Origin of the sequence: Enterobacter sp. EGD-HP1, assembly GCF_000733275.2 — a bacterium.
Lineage (GTDB): Bacteria > Pseudomonadota > Gammaproteobacteria > Enterobacterales > Enterobacteriaceae > Enterobacter.
Genome location: NZ_AVOP01000023.1, coordinates 156,396 through 174,761, shown reverse-complemented (window position 1 = coordinate 174,761; position 18,366 = coordinate 156,396). Strand labels below are relative to the sequence as shown.

Annotated in this window: 19 protein-coding genes; 4 read left to right on the top strand and 15 right to left on the bottom strand. The window is 53.2% G+C overall.

The annotated features are described in order from the left end of the window. Positions 1–368: 368 nt before the first annotated feature. Positions 369–986, top strand: a complete 618-nt coding sequence (gene pagP / locus N037_RS14490) for a lipid IV(A) palmitoyltransferase PagP (RefSeq protein ID WP_023334885.1) — start codon at positions 369–371, stop codon at positions 984–986. Positions 987–1,176: 190 nt separating this feature from the next. After that, the gene (gene cspE, locus N037_RS14485) at positions 1,177–1,386 is read left to right on the top strand and encodes a transcription antiterminator/RNA stability regulator CspE (protein WP_002439184.1); all 210 of its coding nucleotides are present in this window, start codon (positions 1,177–1,179) and stop codon (positions 1,384–1,386) included. Between the two features lie 219 nt (positions 1,387–1,605). On the opposite strand, the gene crcB is transcribed toward cspE, so the two are convergent. After that, positions 1,606–1,989 carry a fluoride efflux transporter CrcB gene (gene crcB, locus N037_RS14480; protein ID WP_008501029.1) on the bottom strand — a complete coding sequence of 128 codons (384 nt, stop codon included), beginning with the start codon at positions 1,987–1,989 and terminating at the stop codon, positions 1,606–1,608. 67 nt (positions 1,990–2,056) lie between these two features. On the opposite strand from crcB, the gene N037_RS14475 reads away from it, so the two are divergent. Both N037_RS14475 and tatE read left to right on the top strand, forming a co-directional pair. After that, complete coding sequence (locus N037_RS14475; RefSeq protein ID WP_032641722.1) at positions 2,057–2,845, top strand: deaminated glutathione amidase; 789 nt, start codon at positions 2,057–2,059, stop codon at positions 2,843–2,845. Positions 2,846–2,970: 125 nt separating this feature from the next. Continuing rightward, positions 2,971–3,174 carry a twin-arginine translocase subunit TatE gene (gene tatE / locus N037_RS14470; RefSeq protein WP_023310742.1) on the top strand — a complete coding sequence of 68 codons (204 nt, stop codon included), beginning with the start codon at positions 2,971–2,973 and terminating at the stop codon, positions 3,172–3,174. A gap of 81 nt (positions 3,175–3,255) precedes the next feature. Here tatE and lipA read toward each other — a convergent pair whose 3' ends face one another. The 14 genes from lipA to leuS all read right to left on the bottom strand — a co-directional run bounded on the left by lipA (position 3,256) and on the right by leuS (position 18,254). Next, entirely contained in the window at positions 3,256–4,221 is a 966-nt protein-coding gene (gene lipA, locus N037_RS14465) for a lipoyl synthase (protein ID WP_023334887.1), read from the bottom strand. Between the two features lie 207 nt (positions 4,222–4,428). Continuing rightward, entirely contained in the window at positions 4,429–5,382 is a 954-nt protein-coding gene (locus N037_RS14460; RefSeq protein ID WP_032641720.1) for a YbeF family transcriptional regulator, read from the bottom strand. Positions 5,383–5,673: 291 nt separating this feature from the next. Further along, positions 5,674–6,315, bottom strand: coding sequence for a lipoyl(octanoyl) transferase LipB (lipB, locus tag N037_RS14455; protein WP_023334889.1), 642 nt, complete (start codon positions 6,313–6,315; stop codon positions 5,674–5,676). A gap of 95 nt (positions 6,316–6,410) precedes the next feature. Further along, on the bottom strand, positions 6,411–6,674 hold the full coding sequence (gene ybeD, locus N037_RS14450; protein WP_006177135.1) for a DUF493 family protein YbeD: 264 nt from the start codon (positions 6,672–6,674) through the stop codon (positions 6,411–6,413). Positions 6,675–6,780: 106 nt separating this feature from the next. Then, a complete protein-coding gene (gene dacA, locus N037_RS14445; protein WP_014069323.1) occupies positions 6,781–7,992 on the bottom strand; it encodes a D-alanyl-D-alanine carboxypeptidase DacA in 1,212 nt (403 codons plus the stop codon). 139 nt (positions 7,993–8,131) lie between these two features. Then, positions 8,132–9,280, bottom strand: a complete 1,149-nt coding sequence (gene rlpA, locus N037_RS14440) for an endolytic peptidoglycan transglycosylase RlpA (RefSeq protein ID WP_032641716.1) — start codon at positions 9,278–9,280, stop codon at positions 8,132–8,134. 16 nt (positions 9,281–9,296) lie between these two features. After that, positions 9,297–10,409 carry a peptidoglycan glycosyltransferase MrdB gene (mrdB, locus tag N037_RS14435; RefSeq protein ID WP_023310746.1) on the bottom strand — a complete coding sequence of 371 codons (1,113 nt, stop codon included), beginning with the start codon at positions 10,407–10,409 and terminating at the stop codon, positions 9,297–9,299. 2 nt (positions 10,410–10,411) lie between these two features. Continuing rightward, a complete protein-coding gene (gene mrdA, locus N037_RS14430; protein ID WP_023334892.1) occupies positions 10,412–12,313 on the bottom strand; it encodes a peptidoglycan DD-transpeptidase MrdA in 1,902 nt (633 codons plus the stop codon). Positions 12,314–12,341: 28 nt separating this feature from the next. After that, positions 12,342–12,809: a 23S rRNA (pseudouridine(1915)-N(3))-methyltransferase RlmH gene (gene rlmH, locus N037_RS14425; RefSeq protein ID WP_003858701.1), complete on the bottom strand. Its 468-nt coding sequence runs from the start codon at positions 12,807–12,809 to the stop codon at positions 12,342–12,344. Positions 12,810–12,812: 3 nt separating this feature from the next. Further along, positions 12,813–13,130 carry a ribosome silencing factor gene (gene rsfS, locus N037_RS14420; RefSeq protein ID WP_023334893.1) on the bottom strand — a complete coding sequence of 106 codons (318 nt, stop codon included), beginning with the start codon at positions 13,128–13,130 and terminating at the stop codon, positions 12,813–12,815. A 268-nt stretch (positions 13,131–13,398) separates the two neighbouring features. Beyond that, positions 13,399–14,064 (bottom strand): nicotinate-nucleotide adenylyltransferase, encoded by a 666-nt coding sequence (gene nadD / locus N037_RS14415; RefSeq protein ID WP_032641714.1) that lies wholly within the window; start codon positions 14,062–14,064, stop codon positions 13,399–13,401. After that, positions 14,057–15,088 (bottom strand): DNA polymerase III subunit delta, encoded by a 1,032-nt coding sequence (gene holA / locus N037_RS14410; protein ID WP_032641712.1) that lies wholly within the window; start codon positions 15,086–15,088, stop codon positions 14,057–14,059. The genes nadD and holA overlap by 8 nt, the downstream gene beginning before the upstream one ends. Next, positions 15,088–15,657, bottom strand: a complete 570-nt coding sequence (gene lptE / locus N037_RS14405; protein ID WP_032641710.1) for an LPS assembly lipoprotein LptE — start codon at positions 15,655–15,657, stop codon at positions 15,088–15,090. The genes holA and lptE overlap by 1 nt, the downstream gene beginning before the upstream one ends. Positions 15,658–15,671: 14 nt before the next feature. Further along, positions 15,672–18,254 (bottom strand): leucine--tRNA ligase, encoded by a 2,583-nt coding sequence (leuS, locus tag N037_RS14400; RefSeq protein ID WP_032641708.1) that lies wholly within the window; start codon positions 18,252–18,254, stop codon positions 15,672–15,674. Positions 18,255–18,366 lie beyond the last annotated feature (112 nt).

The window sequence follows — 18,366 nt, the reverse complement described above, 5'->3', positions numbered from 1 at the left end:
TGGAGCACAAAAAATCAATAAAAAAATAAGGATGAAAATGTGCCGAATAATTGGCCTGTTCTTGCTGATTAAAATCAATAAACAGACGACTAGAGAACAGAACAACCGTGTTTTTGCCATGGCCCATACATTTATGTCATGAGGCCCTTGACCGTCAGAAATAGTGCAACACGTCCCAATAATGATAACAAATTGTTAATGTTTTGTATGGTTTTGCATGTCACTGATTAACAGGGCTTAACGGGAAAAACCACACCTCCGGTAGGTTTATTTGCGCGTTTCTCTCGCTTTCTTTAAGAATATTCCCGGAAAGAGGCCGAATAATTAGGAATAACGCCGATGCCGTTAAGCCTTGATTCAACTATTTTATGATAAACTTTGCCTCGAATACTAAGAATGGTAATTGCATTGTGATCGTACGTAATACATTTTTCTCTATTTTGTTGTTTATTTTTGGGCAGTTAACGTTTTCATCTGTTGCACAGGCAGAAGGGAACGCGGCGGATAAAGGCTGGTTCTCAACCTTTACGGATAATGTTTCCCAGACATGGACGGCACCTGAACATTATGATCTCTATGTTCCGGCAATAACGTGGCATGCGCGTTTTGCTTATGACAAAGAGAAAACCGATAAATACAACGAGCGTCCGTGGGGCGCGGGCTTTGGTCAGTCGCGCTGGGATGAAAAGGGAAACTGGCATGGCATCTATCTGATGGCCTTCAAAGACTCGTTTAACAAATGGGAGCCGATTGGGGGTTATGGTTGGGAAAAAACCTGGCGTCCGCTAGCGGACGACAACTTCCACGTTGGATTGGGCTATACCGCTGGTGTTACCGCGCGTGACAACTGGAAGTACATCCCGATCCCGGTGCTGCTGCCGCTGGCCTCTATTGGCTATGGCCCCGCAACGTTCCAGATGACCTACATCCCGGGGACTTATAACAACGGAAACGTTTACTTCGCCTGGATGCGTTTTCAGTTTTAACTGACAAAACGTTACGGGGTGGTGAAAAAACGCGCAGGCGTTGATTCATAAACGATAAAAATCTGCCAGCGAAAATTAACGCGACTTTAGTCACTTTTTATCAAAGATCCGCTGGACAAAAGGTCCCACAATTGATGTACTGGTAACCGACACAGCATTTGTGTCGTTTTTTAATGTAAAGGTAATTTTGATGTCTAAGATTAAAGGTAACGTTAAGTGGTTTAATGAGTCCAAAGGATTCGGTTTCATTACTCCTGAAGATGGCAGCAAAGACGTGTTCGTACACTTCTCTGCAATCCAGTCTAATGGTTTCAAAACTCTGGCTGAAGGTCAGCGTGTAGAGTTCGAAATCACTAACGGTGCCAAAGGCCCTTCTGCTGCTAACGTAATCGCTCTGTAATTCAGACGCGTCAGCAAGAATTTCAAAACCCGCTCACTGAGCGGGTTTTTTTCGTTTTGCATCAGCCAAGCAGATATATTTTCAGGAAGCTGGCAACGATCAGCACGCTCAACAACACCATGCCTGCGCTCATCAGACTCTGTTTCATTCTGTCACCCTCGTTCAGTACTGCACTCAGAGTGACAGAGAAAAATTAAGCCAACATTAACGGTTCGGCTGTTAATGCGCGCTTGCGGAAGAAAACAGCCAAAATGCGATCCCCGTCATCGCAAAGGAGCCGAGCATATTGATCGCCATATTCATCAGCGCCCAGCCGATACGGCCTTCCTGAAAGAGAAAAACGGTTTCCGCAGAAAAGGTTGAGAAGGTGGTTAACCCGCCGCAGAATCCGGTGGTAATCAGCACTTTCCACATTGGGTCGATGTGTGTCATTCGGTTAAACCAGGCCAGCCCCATGCCAATGATAAAGGCACCAATCAGGTTAGCAGCAAGCGTCCCCATGGGAATCGCCTGATGCAGGGGGTTAAACCGCATACTGAGAAACCATCGCGCAACGCTACCCGTTCCCCCACCAATAAAAACGGCTAAAAGTAGTTGTAACACGCTAAATACCTGCTATTTGATGTGTAAGAGAAGCGAGTTTAACGCCGTTTATGATGAGGGGACAAATATGTATGTTGCGGTAGGGCAGTTTGCCGTCACGCCTGACTGGCATGAGAATGTGAGAACATGCGTCAGCCTGATGAAGCAGGCCCGGCAGAAAGGCGCGTCGCTGTTGGTTCTCCCCGAGGCGCTGCTGGCCAGGGATGATAATGACCCGGATTTATCCGTGAAGTCCGCGCAGCCGCTGGACGGCGAATTTTTACAGCAGCTGCTCGCCCAGAGCGCGGGCAATACGATGACGACGATCTTAACGATCCATGTTCCCTCAACGCCGGATCGCGCAGTGAATACGCTCGTGGCGATTCGTGGCGGGGCCATTGTTGCACGTTACGCCAAGCTTCACCTCTATGACGCGTTCAGCATCCAGGAGTCGCGACGCGTTGACCCCGGAGACAATATCCCCCCGCTGCTGGAGATTGACGGATTCAGGATCGGGTTGATGACGTGCTATGACCTGCGTTTTCCCGAGCTGGCGCTCTCTCTGGCGCTGCAGGGGGCGGACGTACTGGTACTGCCTGCCGCGTGGGTCAGAGGGCCGTTAAAAGAGCACCATTGGGCAACGCTGCTTGCGGCGCGCGCGCTGGATACCACCTGTTATGTCGTTGCCGCTGGGGAATGTGGCACGAAAAACATCGGGCAAAGCAGGGTGGTCGATCCGCTGGGGGTAACGATCGCCGCCGCTGCGGAAGCCCCGGATTTGCTGGTGGTGGAGATAAACATAGACAGAATTGCGCTTGCACGTCAGCAATTACCCGTTCTTCGCAATCGTCGGTTTGCGCCACCGCAATTATTGTGATGTTTTTTTCAACAATGCTTGATTCACCTTGTTACAGATTGCTATTGTGTGCACGCGCTAAATGACCGTTAATACAGTCAGGTTTTGGCGCTGAATGCAGCCTGTTTTAAGTAAAGAAGGTATCTATGGGTGAGATTAGTATTACCAAACTGCTGGTGGTTGCCGCACTGGTCGTCCTGCTGTTTGGTACCAAGAAGTTACGCACGCTGGGTGGTGACCTGGGGGCTGCCATCAAAGGCTTTAAGAAAGCGATGAACGACGATGATGCAGCGGCGAAGAAAAGCGCCGAGGATGACGTCCCGGCTGACAAGCTTTCTCACAAAGAGTGACAGCAACGCCTGAGGGCTTGCGAAAAAAAACCGGCTCATGAGGCCGGTTTTTTTGTATTACTGTAAAAGAATATTACAGCATTATTTAACTTCTTCGCCTTTTGCCTGCATGTCGGCATGGTATGAGGAGCGCACGAATGGGCCGCAGGCAGCGTGGGTGAAGCCCATCGCCATTGCTTCGGCTTTCATTTCATCGAACTCATCCGGGCTCACGTAGCGCTGTACCGGCAGGTGGTGACGGCTTGGCTGCAGATACTGTCCCAGGGTCAACATGGTCACACCGTGGCGGCGAAGATCGCGCATCACCTCAATGATTTCCTCATTGGTTTCACCCAAACCCACCATCAGACCAGACTTGGTCGGAATATGCGGATGCGCTTCTTTGAAACGCTCCAGCAGTTTCAGAGACCAGTTGTAATCTGCGCCTGGACGCACCTGACGGTAGATACGCGGCACGTTCTCCAGGTTGTGGTTAAACACATCTGGCGGCGTTGCGGTCAGGATATCCAGCGCGCGGTCCATACGGCCACGGAAGTCAGGCACCAGCGTCTCGATTTTAATATTAGGGCTTTTCTCGCGAATGGCCGTAATGCAGTCAGCGAAGTGCTGAGCACCACCGTCACGCAGGTCGTCACGGTCAACGGAGGTGATCACCACATAACGCAGCGCCATGTCGGCGATGGTCTGCGCCAGTTTCTGGGGTTCGTTAGCATCAGGCGCGACTGGACGGCCATGAGCAACATCGCAGAACGGGCAGCGGCGGGTGCAGATAGCACCCAGAATCATAAACGTCGCGGTACCGTGATTGAAACATTCAGCAAGGTTCGGACAAGAGGCTTCTTCACACACAGAGTGAAGGCCATTCTTGCGCATCGCCGCTTTGATCCCCTGGATACGCGAAGAGTCTGCCGGAAGTTTGATTTTCATCCATTCCGGTTTTCTTAACAGCGCCTCGCGCTCTGTAGCCACGTTTTTAACCGGGATAAGGGCCATTTTATCGGCATCGCGGTATTTAACACCGCGTTCCATCACAATGGGTTTACTCATAGCGTGCGTGTTCCAGTTGCGAATATCGAAGGAAAGCGTTTCAATTCAAGGGAATGTTGTATTTATCAACTATTTTTGAACGAACGACAGGCAGTATATCATTGAAACGGTCGTTAAAGCAGCCTGCCAGATCGCCAATTTGTAAAATAGTTGTTGTTTTGTGCCTTTTGCCCTGCCTGGTGCAGGGGCTTGTGCTGGCTAAACCTGTCAGAAGGCCTGACGGATGATGCGGATGACGTTTTCCAGGACCGGATCGCGTAAACTCAACTTGTTGTAATGCAGTGAAATCTCGATGGATTCTGCATTAAGCTGACTGAACGGAATGCTCTCCAGCGGCCAGCATTTTCGTAGCAGGCTGAACAGGCGTGATGGCATAACGCACAGCATGTCGCTGCTGCCGATCAGGGATGCAGTGGTGAACATATTGTAACTGCTGAAGCTGATCTGACGTTCCGGGAAAATTTCATCAATACGCTGACGAAGCGCATGGTTAGATTGCCCTTCGGTCATGAAAGACGAGTGGTCGTAGTTGCGCAGATTTTCTATGGTCAGCGGTTCGCTGAGAACCGGATGCTGCTGTCGGCAAACCAGCACCAGGTTATCCGCATAGAGCACATTTTGCCCCAGCGCTCTGGCACTGAAGCTGCCGCTTTCAATAATCAGGTCCGTCTGGAACTGGGCAAGCTGAATGTCAGGTTCATTGAGCGGCACATTGCGAAGCAGGAGCTGCGGAGCATGCTCTTTCACGGCCTGGAAGATCGCCGGCATCACCAGCACACCCACAGAAGGGGAGCAGCCGATGGTGATGGTTCTCTGCTTATCATAGCTCCCGGTTAAGTCCAGTGCGCCCAGAATCGACTCCAGCCCCTGGCTGATGTACTCGTGGAGATGCGTGGCGTAAGCCGTAGGCGTTACCCCCTGGCCCTTACGGATAAATAGCGGGTCAGGAAATATAGCGCGTAGCTTTTGGATCGACTGGCTTATTGCTGATGGCGTGAGATTAAGAATTTTCGCAGCGTTAACGATACCCTTGTGGACATATACTGCCTCAAAAATAGTCAGTAAATTGAGGTCGATATTACGTAAAGTCCGAAAAATTTGCGGCTTGTCTTCGCCACCAGGTTCATTCAGTCGTTTGGCTGGTAAATTATTATACTCCACGCTTTCACTCCGTATTCATTCACAATATGAATGATAGTTGAATTTATTTATTATGCTTGTAGAGATTCGTAAAGTGTTGGTTTTGTTTCACTTGTTTATCAAAAGCAAACAGTTGTGTGATAATTGCTCACGTTACTTATGCCGTGTTTGCCGTGCTTGCTGGAGGCTAAATAATATGTAGCGGTAATATTCGGGCGCTTCGAAAATATAGAATCTGTGGATTATTGTAAAGTGCAAAAACGGTAAATAAACAGCGGCCCGTCAAATTATCGAGCCCTGTTGTACGATATATTAAGCAGGGATATATTCGTGCGGGGGATTGTTAAGTAGTGCTAACACATTCTTCAAAAGCACGGGACGAATATTTTCAGGCGTAGCGGTTTCTACCCACTGGCGCATTTGCGTCATTTCCATGCCGGCGTAGCCGCAGGGGTTTATGCGCTGGAAAGGTGCGAGGTCCATATTAATATTCAAGGCCAGGCCATGGAATGAGCAGCCTTTACGAATACGCAGCCCCAGAGAGCAGATCTTCATTTCCCCAACGTAGACGCCCGGCGCATCGGCGCGCGGATGTGCGTCAATACCATATTCCGCAAGCGTGTTGACGACGGTTTGTTCCAGCAAGGTCACCAGTTCACGCACGCCCAGCTTTCGGCGTTTCAGATTTAGCAGGACGTACATCACCTGCTGCCCGGGCCCGTGGTAAGTGACCTGACCGCCGCGATCGCTCTGGATAACCGGGATATCTCCCGTCATTAATAGGTGTTCTGCTTTACCTGCCTGACCCTGCGTAAATACCGGCAGGTGTTCGACCAGCCAGATTTCATCTGGGGTACTGTCATCGCGTGAATCGGTGAAGTCATGCATGGCCTGGGAGACAGGCTCATAAGGTTGCAGCCCGAGGTGACGGACCAGAATTTTATCCTGATACAAAACTGCGTCTCCGAAGACGAGGGACAAAAGGTGTGGGGGAGTATATCACAGCGGGGGAGAGGGGTTACCCGGCAAACCGGGTAACCGCAAAGGGACTACAGCACCATACGAACAATTTCGATATTGCCGAGCTCTTCGTACAGCGTTTCCACCTGCTCAATGTGTGTCGCAGTAATGGTAATAGAAACCGAGTGGTAGTTGCCCTTGCTGCTTGGTTTTACTGACGGAGAGTAGTCACCCGGCGCATGGCGCTGTACCACTTCAACCACCTGATCAACCAGCTCAGGTTTCGCCAGACCCATTACTTTGTAGGTAAATGAGGTAGGGAATTCAAGCAGTTCGTTAAGTTTGGTTTTCATGTCAGCTCCGGCGTAACGTCAAAAAATAATAACTCCCACGTCAGGTGGGAGTTATCAGGATACTTAGTATATGGGGATCAAAATCACACTTTCAAGTGTTCAATTTTTAACCAAACCAGTGGTGGAACATCAATTTAATGTAATCAATGATTTTGCCGAAGAAATTGCCTTCAGGAATTTCCTGCAGGACAACCAGCGGACGCTGATCGATCGTTTTTCCATCCAGTTGGAAGTTGATGGTGCCCACAACCTGGTTTTTCTGCAGTGGGGCATGCAGCTCGGTGCTGTTCAGCACGTAGCTGGCTTTCAGATCTTTCATGCGACCGCGCGGAATGGTCAGGTACAGGTCTTTATCAACGCCGAGAGATGCACGGTCGTTGTCGCCGAACCAGACGGGTTCAGACGCAAACTCTTTGCCTGCTTTCAGTGGATTCACGGTTTCGAAGAAACGGAAGCCCCAGGTCAGCAGTTTCTTGCTTTCTGTTTCGCGACCTTTAAAGGTACGGCCGCCCATCACGGCAGAGATCAGACGCATCTGACCTTCAGTAGCAGAAGCCACCAGGTTGTAGCCCGCTTTGTCGGTATGGCCAGTTTTAATGCCGTCAACGTTCAGGCTGTTATCCCACAGCAGGCCGTTACGGTTGGTCTGACGAATACCGTTAAAGGTGAACTCTTTCTCTTTATAGATTGAGTATTCATTAGGTACATCGCGGATGAGCGCCTGACCAATCAGGGCCATATCACGTGCGGAGCTGTACTGACCGTCTGCGTCCAGGCCGTGTACGGTCTGGAAATGGCTGTTTTTCAGACCCAGCGCGGTAACGTAGCTGTTCATCAGACCCACGAAGGCATCCTGGCTACCGGCGGCGAAATCGGCCATCGCCACGCAGGCATCGTTACCCGACTGCAGGTTGATACCCCGAATCAACTGGGAAACAGGAACCTGCATACCCGGCTTCAGGAACATCAGAGAGGAACCTTTGAAGACAGGGTTCCCGGTTGCCCACGCATCGTTACCGATGGTGACCAGATCCGATTCTTTGAATTTACCTGCCTTCATCGCCTGGCCGATAACGTAGCTGGTCATCATTTTGGTCAGGCTGGCCGGGTCACGTCGAGCATCGGCATTCTGTTCTGCCAGCACTTTGCCAGAGTTGTAATCGATCAGGATATAGGATTCCGCGTCGATTTGCGGAACGCCAGGGATCATGGTCTTGATATTCAGGTCATCGGCGTGAGCTGCAGAGAGCGCAGCAGCGCAAAGGGCCGTGGTCAGCGCCATGCGCTGCACAAAACGAGCAGAAAAAGTGGTCTTCATGGTCAGAACTACGACATCCGTGATGGAATTAAAAAAAGTGCCTTACTATAGCAAATGCTATTCAGGCAGGCATCCGACTTTAAGCATGAGTTTGTGAATGTATTTTACACAAACTGACAATTCGGATACCGCCGGTTAATTATTTCGCAACAGCGATAAATGACTGAAGCTGAGCTTCATTCTGCAGACGCTGCTGCAGGGAGGCTGCCTGCGATTTGCTGGCAAACGGGCCCATCTGAATTCGCCAGACCGCGCCGTTCTGCTCAACGCGTCCTGGTACGCCAAACTGCTGGCTCAGACGCTGTTGATACTGTTTGGCTCGGGTCTGATCGCTCACAGCGCCTACCTGAACCAGATAGCTGCCGCTGGCCGCTGCTGGAGCCGCCACCGCCGCACTTTGCGTGGCCGCTGCTGGAGCCGCCACCGCCGCACTTTGCGTGGCCGCTGGCGCCGTTACGGGAGCCGGCTGGGTTGCTGGCGCAGCTACGGGTGCAGGGGTCGGAGTCGGCTCACTGCCTTCCAGCACGCCCGAGGCTAAGGTCGTCGGTGCGCCAAGAAAGCCGCTACTCTTTACCGGTGCGCCCGTTGAATCATCGCTTTGCAGCGTGTCATTGCTGATGGGGCGTATTTCTCCCCCCGGCTGAGCAGGCTCTGCCGGGGACGAGACGCTTCCCATTCCGCCGTCAAGATTTGGGCGGTCAGGAAGGGCATAGGTCTGTTTTGCCACCGTCGTACACGCGGTACCCGGCCCGGAGAGCGAACCATCCTGCGCGACGATAATCGGGTCAATACGGACTTTGGTGTTGTTCGAGGTGTTCAGGCGATCGGCAGACGCGCGCGACAGGGAAATCACCCGGTCATTCCCGTAGGGGCCGCGGTCATTGATACGCACGACGATCATGCGGCCATTCGCCAGGTTGGTGATACGGGCGTAGCTCGGGATCGGCAGCGTCGGGTGTGCTGCGGTCAGCTGCATGGGGTCGAATGCTTCCCCGGAAGCTGTCAGGTTACTCCCCGGCTCGGCATCATAAATGGCGGCAAAGCCCGCCTGACTGAAACGGGAAGGATCCTGAACAATTTTATAGCTTTTGCCGTCGCGCTCGTAATCCTGATTGGCACTGGCATTCAGCGGTTCATAAACGGGATCGGCACCGCTGATTTCAACGATCGGGCCATTACACACCGCAGGCTGCGGCGGCGCGACGGTTGCCTGTTGCTGACCATCATCACTTGTGCAGGCCGCAAGTAAACTTGCCGCGATGCAGATCCCCAGCCACTGCTTACGCATTCCGATCCCCTTATTTTTATACGCTTTTTGACAACATTTTTCTGTGGGTATGGATCGACATCACGATACCAAACCCGGCCATCAACACGATCAGTGCCGAGCCTCCGTAACTCACCAGCGGCAGCGGTACGCCTACCACCGGTAGAATACCACTCACCATACCAATATTTACGAAGACATAAACGAATAAAATCAGCATCAACCCGCCAGCCATGACGCGACCAAAGGTGGTTTGTGCACGCGCTGCAATCCACAATCCTCGCATGATCAGCAGTACATATAGCGCCAGCAATATTAAGATGCCAACCAGCCCCAGCTCTTCCGCCAGTACGGCGAAGATAAAGTCGGTGTGGCGTTCCGGTAAAAATTCCAGCTGCGACTGCGTGCCGTGCAGCCAGCCTTTACCGCGCAGGCCGCCGGAGCCAATCGCAATCTTGGACTGAATAATATGATACCCCGCGCCCAGCGGATCGGTTTCCGGATCGAGCAGCATCATGACGCGCTGGCGCTGGTAATCATGCATCAGGAAGAACCAGAGGATAGGAATGAACGCCGCAATCAGCACCACCGCGATACCAATCAGGCGCCAGCTTAGTCCCGACAGGAAAAGGACAAACAGGCCGGAGAGGGCAATAAGAATTGAGGTGCCAAGGTCAGGCTGTGCCGCAACCAGCAGCGTCGGCAGGAAAATTAGCACCAGCGCGATGGCGGTGTTTTTCAGAGACGGCGGACAGACGTCGCGGTTGATAAAGCGAGCCACCATCAATGGAACGGCGATTTTGGCGATTTCCGAAGGCTGGAAGCGAACAACGCCCAGATCCAGCCAGCGCTGCGCCCCTTTTGAAATGGCGCCAAACGCATCTACCGCAACCAGCAAAATAATACAGAAGATGTAGAGGTAGGGCGCCCAGCCTTCGTAGACGCGCGGCGGAATTTGCGCCATCACCACCATGATGATCAGACCCATGGCGATCTGGCCGATTTTGCGCTCCATCATGCCGATGTCCTGGCCGCTGGCGCTCCAGATAACCAGGGCGCTGTAAACCAGCAGAGCCAGCAGGATCAGCAGCATGGCTGGGTCGATGTGGATTTTGTCCCACAGCGATTTTTTATTCGGATTATCCGTCATGATTATTGGTCCTCCGCCGCAGCGGCGGCCGGGTTTTCAGCCGGCAGTTCGGTGTTGTTATCACCCAGCATAATGTGGTCAAGGATCTGGCGCATGATGGTCCCTACTGCTGGTCCGGCACCGCCGTTCTCCAGAATCATCGCCACCGCGACCTGCGGGTTATCATAAGGGGCAAACGCCGTCATCAGCTTATGGTCACGCAGACGTTCAGCAATGCGGTGCGCGTTATAGGTTTCGTTGGCTTTCAGACCAAACACCTGTGCAGTACCGGACTTTGCGGCCACTTTGTACGGCGTACCGGCGAAGTATTTATGCGCGGTCCCGTTAGGACGGTTTGCTACGCCGTACATACCGTCTTTCGCAATTTCCCAGAAGCCGGAGTGAATGTCACCCACCGGAGCCTCGTGCGGCTGGTTCCACGGCACTTTTTTGCCGTCTTCAACCGTGCTCTGCAGCAGATGAGGCACTTTTACCACGCCGTCATTGATGAGGATCATCATGGCTTTGTTCATCTGAATCGGCGTCGCCGTCCAGTAACCCTGGCCGATACCCACCGGAATGGTGTCACCCTGATACCACGGTTTTTTAAAGCGCTTCAGCTTCCATTCACGTGTTGGCATGTTGCCAGAACGTTCTTCTGAAAGGTCAACGCCGGTGTAATGCCCATAGCCGAATTTGCTCATCCACTCCGACAGGCGGTCGATACCCATGTCATACGCCACCTGATAGAAGAAGGTATCCGCAGATTCTTCCAGCGATTTGGTGACGTTCAGATGACCGTGGCCCCATTTTTTCCAGTCACGATAGCGCTTATCTGAACCCGGCAGCTGCCACCAGCCCGGGTCGAACAGGCTGGTATTACGGTTGATGACGCCGGCACTCAGCGCAGAGACCGCCACGTACGGTTTAACCGTTGATGCCGGCGGGTAAACCCCTTGCGTCGCACGGTTTACCAGCGGCGTGTTCGGGTCATTCAGCAGACCGGAATAGTCTTTACTGGAAATGCCGTCAACAAAGAGATTCGGATCATAGCTTGGCATAGACACCATCGCCAGGATGCCACCGGTACGAGGATCGGTGACCACGACGGCTGCACGGCTGCCCGCCAGCAGGGTTTCAATATACTGCTGAAGTTTTAGATCGAGCGTCAGATAGACGTCATGCCCCGCCTGAGGCGGCACTTCTTTCAGCTGGCGAATCACGCGGCCGCGGTTGTTAACCTCAACCTCTTCGTAGCCGGTTTGCCCGTGCAGAACGTCTTCGTAGTAACGTTCGATCCCCAGCTTACCGATATCGTGCGTAGCAGCGTAGTTGGCCAGCTTGCCGTCTTTATCAAGGCGGTCGACGTCTTTGTCGTTAATCTTGGAAACGTAGCCAATCACATGCGTCAGCGCGGAGCCGTAGGGATAGTAGCGACGCTTATACCCCTTCACTTCCACGCCGGGGAAACGGTACTGATTCACCGCAAAGCGGGCTACCTGTACTTCCGTCAGATTGGTTTTAACCGGAATCGAGGTGAAACGATGAGAACGGGCGCGCTCTTTTTTGAAGGCCGCAATATCGTCGTCGTTAAGGTCAACAACGCTTCTCAGTGCTTCCAGCGTATCCTGAACATTATCGACTTTTTCCGGCATCATCTCGATTTGATAGATGGTGCGGTTTAACGCCAGCGGGGTGCCGTTACGATCGTAAATAATGCCGCGGCTGGGGGCGATAGGCACCAGCTTAATACGGTTTTCGTTTGAACGCGTCTGGTAGTCGGTAAAGCGGACAATTTGCAGATTATAAAGGTTGGCGATCAGCACGCCGGTAAGCAGCAAAATCCCGGTAAAGGCGACCAGCGCCCGGCGCACAAACAGCGCGGACTCAGCCGTATAGTCGCGAAAAGAATTCTGTAGTTTCATCCGCTGCTTAATCTACCCTGGTCAGTCATTACTCGCGGTGATAGGGGTGGTTGGTAGTAATGCTCCACGCGCGATACAGGCTTTCTGCCACCAGTACCCGAACGAGCGGGTGGGGAAGCGTCAGCGCGGAGAGGGACCAACTTTGTTCAGCCGCGGCTTTGCAGGCGGGGGATAACCCTTCTGGTCCGCCAATCAACAGACTGACGTCACGGCCATCCTGCTTCCAGCGCTCCAGTTCGTGCGCCAGCTGCGGCGTATCCCAGGGTTTTCCTGGGATATCGAGGGTGACAATGCGGTTTTTGCCTGCGGCAGCCAGCATCAGTTCGCCCTCTTTATCGAGAATACGTTTGATATCAGCGTTCTTGCCGCGCTTACCGGCAGGAATTTCCACCAGCTCGAACGGCATGTCTTTTGGAAAACGACGCAGATATTCAGTAAAACCGGTTTGTACCCAGTCCGGCATTTTGGTGCCGACGGCGACCAGCTGCAACTTCACGCATTAACCCCAGAGTTTTTCCAGCTCATACAGGCGACGGCTCTCGTCCTGCATGACGTGGACAATCACATCGCCGAGGTCGACAACCACCCAGTCAGCCGTCGCTTCACCTTCAACACCTAGCGGCAACAGCCCTGCGGCACGCGATTCCTGAACCACGTGATCGGCAATCGAAACAACATGACGCGTAGATGTACCGGTGCAGATGATCATGCAGTCGGTAATACTGGATTTACCCTTAACGTCGATAGCGATGATGTCCTGACCTTTCAGGTCATCAATTTTGTCAATAACAAAATCCTGGAGTGCTTTACCCTGCAAGTTTTCCCCCTGGGGTGAATGAGATTGTAAAACTTTGAATTCGAAGCCAGACAGTATACCTGAACTCACGCCTGTATCGGGACAAATGTCTCCGGCCGGCTTTTGAAGGCGGGTATCATCCCACCCTCCGCCTGAGATTGCATCGCCATTTTTGTAAAACAATTTCTGTAAAGCAACGATCGGCGGGAAAGTCTGGCAGCGGAGAATAACAGTATGGCTTAACCTGTCAAGGCAGGATAAACAATAAGCCGCTTTTTATACCCTCCGGCTATTCATCTGCGCTTTTCTGATACAAACCGTGCGTATGGATATAGGCCAGCACGGTGGGCGGCAGCAGATCGTCACACGCTAAACCCTGCTGTAAACGCTCACGAATGAGGGTCGCAGAGATATCGAACCACGGCGTTTCCGCCAGATAGATCTTCCCGGCAGGCTGATTGTGAAGATCTTCAATGTTATCGGTGAGATGGTCTTCCAGCCACTGCTGGTACTGCTCTTCGCGCATGGTCAGCGGATAGCCAGGACGGCGGCAGACAAGAAGATGGCTGTTCTGAAGAATGGTTTCATACTGATGCCACGTGGGGAAGTTGAGCAGGGAATCCTGGCCGATGATAAAGGCCAGCGGCTGGTCTGGCCCTTGTTCGGCGCGCCACTCCTGAAGCGTCTGAGATGTCCAGGAGGGGGTGTCGCGACGCAGCTCACGCTCGTCAAGTCGGAAAAGCGGTTTATCTGCGATAGCAAGGGCAAGCATCTCTTTCCGCTGCTCGCTGGTCGCCTCGGGCTGTGGACGATGGGGCGGGACATTATTGGGCATGATGGTGACGCGCTGAAGGCCGATCAGATTCGCCAGAATTTCAACCGGCTTCAGATGCCCGTAATGTACCGGGTCGAAGGTGCCGCCATACAAGGCCTGTAAAGAATGCATACTATCCATCAATAAAAACGTCTGCCAGCGCCTTGTGGCAGAGCAGCAGAGAAAGGCTTTCCAGCTCCGCCCAGACCGACTGGCCATAGTCTTGTTTTAACGTGAGCTCAGCGTGCATCAGAAGCTGCACAGCCTGACGGAGCTGCTCATGACTCAGGCGGTTGACGGCCTCGGTGGTCAAAGCCCTGCGATTTTGCCACACGCGGTGTTTATCAAACAGCGAACGCAGCGGCGTATGGGCAGACTGACGCTTGAGCGTAATCAGCAGCAGCAGTTCGCGCTGCAGCGTACGCAGCAGAATGACGGGTTCGCTCCCTTCAAGGCGCAGCTGTTGCAGAATATGCAGGGCGCGTTTGCTCTTCGCCGACAGCAGTGCATCCACCCAGTGGAAAGGCGTGAAGTGCGCCGCGTCGTTAACAGCCTGCTCGACGCGCGGCAAGGTGAGTTTGCCGTCCGGCCAGAGCAGGGAGAGTCTGTCGAGCGCCTGCGCCAGGGCAAGCAGGTTACCTTCATAGCAGTAGCAGAGCAGCTGATTTGCCGCATCATCCAGCTGAAGGTTGTTCTGCTTCGCTCTCGCTGCCACCCATTTAGGCAGATGCGCTTGTTCAGGCGTCTGACAGGTAACCTGCACCGCGTGGGTTGCGAGCTGGGTAAACCACGCCGCGTTTTCCTGGGCTTTGGTAAGCTTGTTGCCACGCACAATAAAGAGCAGATCGCTATGTAACAGGCTGACCAGCGTGGCGAGTTGCTCATTCATGGCCGCGTTAGGACCATTATCCGGGAGCAGGAGCTGAATGGTCTGGCGCGATGCAAAAAGGCTCATCGCCTGACAAAGCGAGAAGAGGGCGTTCCAGTCGGTATTGTTATCCAACTGGACGGTGTGGTGTTCATCAAAGCCCTGAGCGGCTGACGCCTGTCTCACGGCATCCAGGCTTTCCTGAAGTAAGAGCGGATCGTTTCCAAGAAGCAGATACGCCGCGCGCAGCCCTTCATTGAGCTGCGCGCGGAGTTGTTCAGGATACAGCCTGATCATCATTTACCCAGAGAGGTGGCAGCAGGAAGCGTGCCGGCATCCGGTTTTTCAACAATGTCAGATCCTTGTTTGGTTGACGCTGCAATACCAGGCAGTTTACGGATCAGTTGTTCCGCTGCCTTGTCGTACATTTCGTTGATGATAATCTGCTGCTCGGCATCTTTTGCCAGCGCCGTCTGCGGGTTATCAAAGAACGAACGGTACACTTTCGTGCTGATCGGATAGATGTCTTTACCCGGGATCAGAACGGCTGCGTTGACCGTCATAACCATCTGATATTCTGCGGTACGACCGTCCTGGAAGATAGATGCTGTATCTTTGCCGAGAGACATCCCCAGAAGACGCAGAGACGGTACATCCTGGCGCAGCGTATCTTTCTCAATCAACTCAACGCCGTTCAGACGCAGCTGATTACGAATTGCCCGGCTGAGTGGACCATTCGGATCTGATGAGTCGAAAATCATCGTTTTCATCTCAGCAGGCACCGCCGTAGTATTGCGCAGGTGCCAGCCACAGCCAGCGGTGACAAGCACCGCCAGAGATAAGAGTATTGTTGCCAGTTGTCGCACGTTTCCTCCCGCGCTTAGCCAACGACCAGATTGAGCAATTTACCCGGTACGTAGATCACTTTACGTACGGTAACGCCCTCAAGATATTTTGCGACCAGAGGTTCCTGGCCTGCACGTTCGCGAACCTGTTCTTCGGTTGCATCGACCGGCACGGTAATTTTACCGCGGACTTTGCCGTTTACCTGGACCACAACCAGCGTCGTGTTTTCCACCATCGCGGCTTCGTCAGCCTGCGGCCATGGCGCGTTGTCGATATCGCCTTCGCCTTTCAGCTCCTGCCACAGGGTAAAGCTAACGTGCGGAGTGAACGGGTTCAGCATGCGAACAACGGCCAGCAGCGCTTCACGCATTAAGGCACGATCCTGCTCGCCGTCCTGCGGGGCCTTCGCCAGCTTGTTCATCAGTTCCATAATAGCCGCAATTGCGGTATTGAAGGTCTGACGACGACCAATATCATCGGTCACTTTTGCAATCGTTTTATGCACATCACGACGCAGCGCCTGCTGATCTTCAGTCAGTGCAGCGGCGTTCAGTGCCGGAGCATCGCCCAGTGCGGTGTGCTCGTAAACCAGTTTCCAGACGCGTTTCAGGAAGCGGTTCGCGCCTTCCACGCCAGACTCCTGCCATTCCAGGGTCATGTCCGCCGGAGAGGCAAACATCATGAACAGACGCACGGTATCTGCACCGTAACGCTCAACCATCACCTGCGGATCGATACCGTTGTTTTTCGACTTGGACATCTTGCTCATGCCGGTGTAGACCAGTTCATGACCTTCGGCATCTTTCGCCTTAACGATACGGCCCTTCTCATCGCGCTCAACGATCGCATCAACCGGAGAAACCCAGTTACGCTCGCCGTTGGCACCGACGTAATAGAACGCATCTGCCAGTACCATGCCCTGACACAGCAGCTGTTTTGCTGGTTCGTCAGAGTTCACCATGCCCGCATCGCGCATCAGTTTGTGGAAGAAGCGGAAGTAGAGCAGGTGCATGATGGCGTGTTCGATACCGCCAATGTAGATATCTACCGGCAGCCAGTAGTTTGCAGCATCGGAATCGAGCATACCGTCCTGATACTGCGGGCAGGTGTAGCGCGCATAGTACCAGGATGACTCCATAAAGGTGTCAAAGGTGTCTGTTTCACGCAGTGCAGGCTGACCGTTTACAGTGGTTTTTGCCCACTCAGGATCGGCTTTGATCGGGCTGGTGATACCGTCCATGACCACATCTTCCGGCAGGATCACCGGGAGCTGATCTTCCGGGGTTGGCATCACGGTGCCATCCTCCAGCGTCACCATTGGGATTGGTGCCCCCCAGTAACGCTGACGTGACACGCCCCAGTCGCGCAGACGGAAGTTAACTTTACGCTCGCCCACGCCCAGAGAGGCCAGCTTATCGGCGATGGCGTTGAAGCCCTCTTCGAAGCTCAGACCGCTGAACTCGCCGGAGTTGAACAGGGTACCTTTTTCAGTCAGCGCGTGTTCAGACAGGTCTGGTTCTGAACCGTCAGCCGCCAGGATAACCGGCTTGATGGTCAGGCCATATTTGGTGGCAAATTCGTAGTCGCGCTGGTCGTGACCCGGAACGGCCATGACTGCGCCTGTACCGTACTCCATCAGAACGAAGTTCGCTGCCCAGACCGGGATCGCTTCGCCAGTCAGTGGGTGAATGGCTTTAAAGCCGGTATCAACACCTTTTTTCTCCATCGTCGCCATATCGGCTTCGGCCACTTTGGTGTTGCGGCACTCGTCGATGAAGGTGGCCAGCTCCGGATTATTTTCCGCCGCTTTCTGCGCCAGCGGATGACCTGCGGCCACGGCCAGGTAGGTCGCGCCCATGAAGGTGTCCGGACGGGTGGTGTAGACAGTCAGGGTCTGGTCGTAGTTCTCAACGTTGAAGGTAATTTCTACGCCTTCAGAACGGCCGATCCAGTTACGCTGCATGGTCTTAACGGTATCTGGCCAGTGGTCCAGGTTATCCAGATCGTTCAGCAACTCATCAGCGTAAGCGGTGATTTTAATAAACCACTGTGGGATCTCTTTACGCTCAACTTTCGTGTCGCAGCGCCAGCAGCAGCCATCAATAACCTGCTCGTTCGCGAGAACGGTCTGGTCATTCGGACACCAGTTAACGGCAGAGGTCTTCTTATAGACCAGGCCTTTTTTGTACAGCTCGGTGAAGAACTTCTGCTCCCAGCGATAGTATTCCGGGGTACAGGTCGCCAGCTCGCGGCTCCAGTCATAGCCGAAGCCCAGCATTTTGAGCTGGTTTTTCATGTACGCGATGTTGTCGTACGTCCACGGCGCCGGTGCCGTATTGTTTTTAACCGCCGCGCCTTCTGCAGGCAGACCGAACGCATCCCAGCCGATTGGCTGCAGAACGTTTTTGCCCAGCATGCGCTGGTAACGTGCAATCACATCGCCGATGGTGTAGTTACGCACGTGGCCCATGTGTAGTCGACCAGAAGGATAGGGAAGCATCGACAGGCAGTAATACTTCTCTTTGCTCTCGTCTTCGGTTACTTCAAAGGTGCGCTTCTCGTCCCAGTGTTGCTGGACTTTTGATTCTATCTCTTCCGGGCGGTATTGCTCTTGCATGGCAGCCAGTGGTCCTGTTTTCAATACAGCTACAAATGTAGCCAATGGATGTGGTAATTCAGATCCGCATAGCATAGCCCAAACGCCCGCGTCAAAACAGCCTTTCGCACAA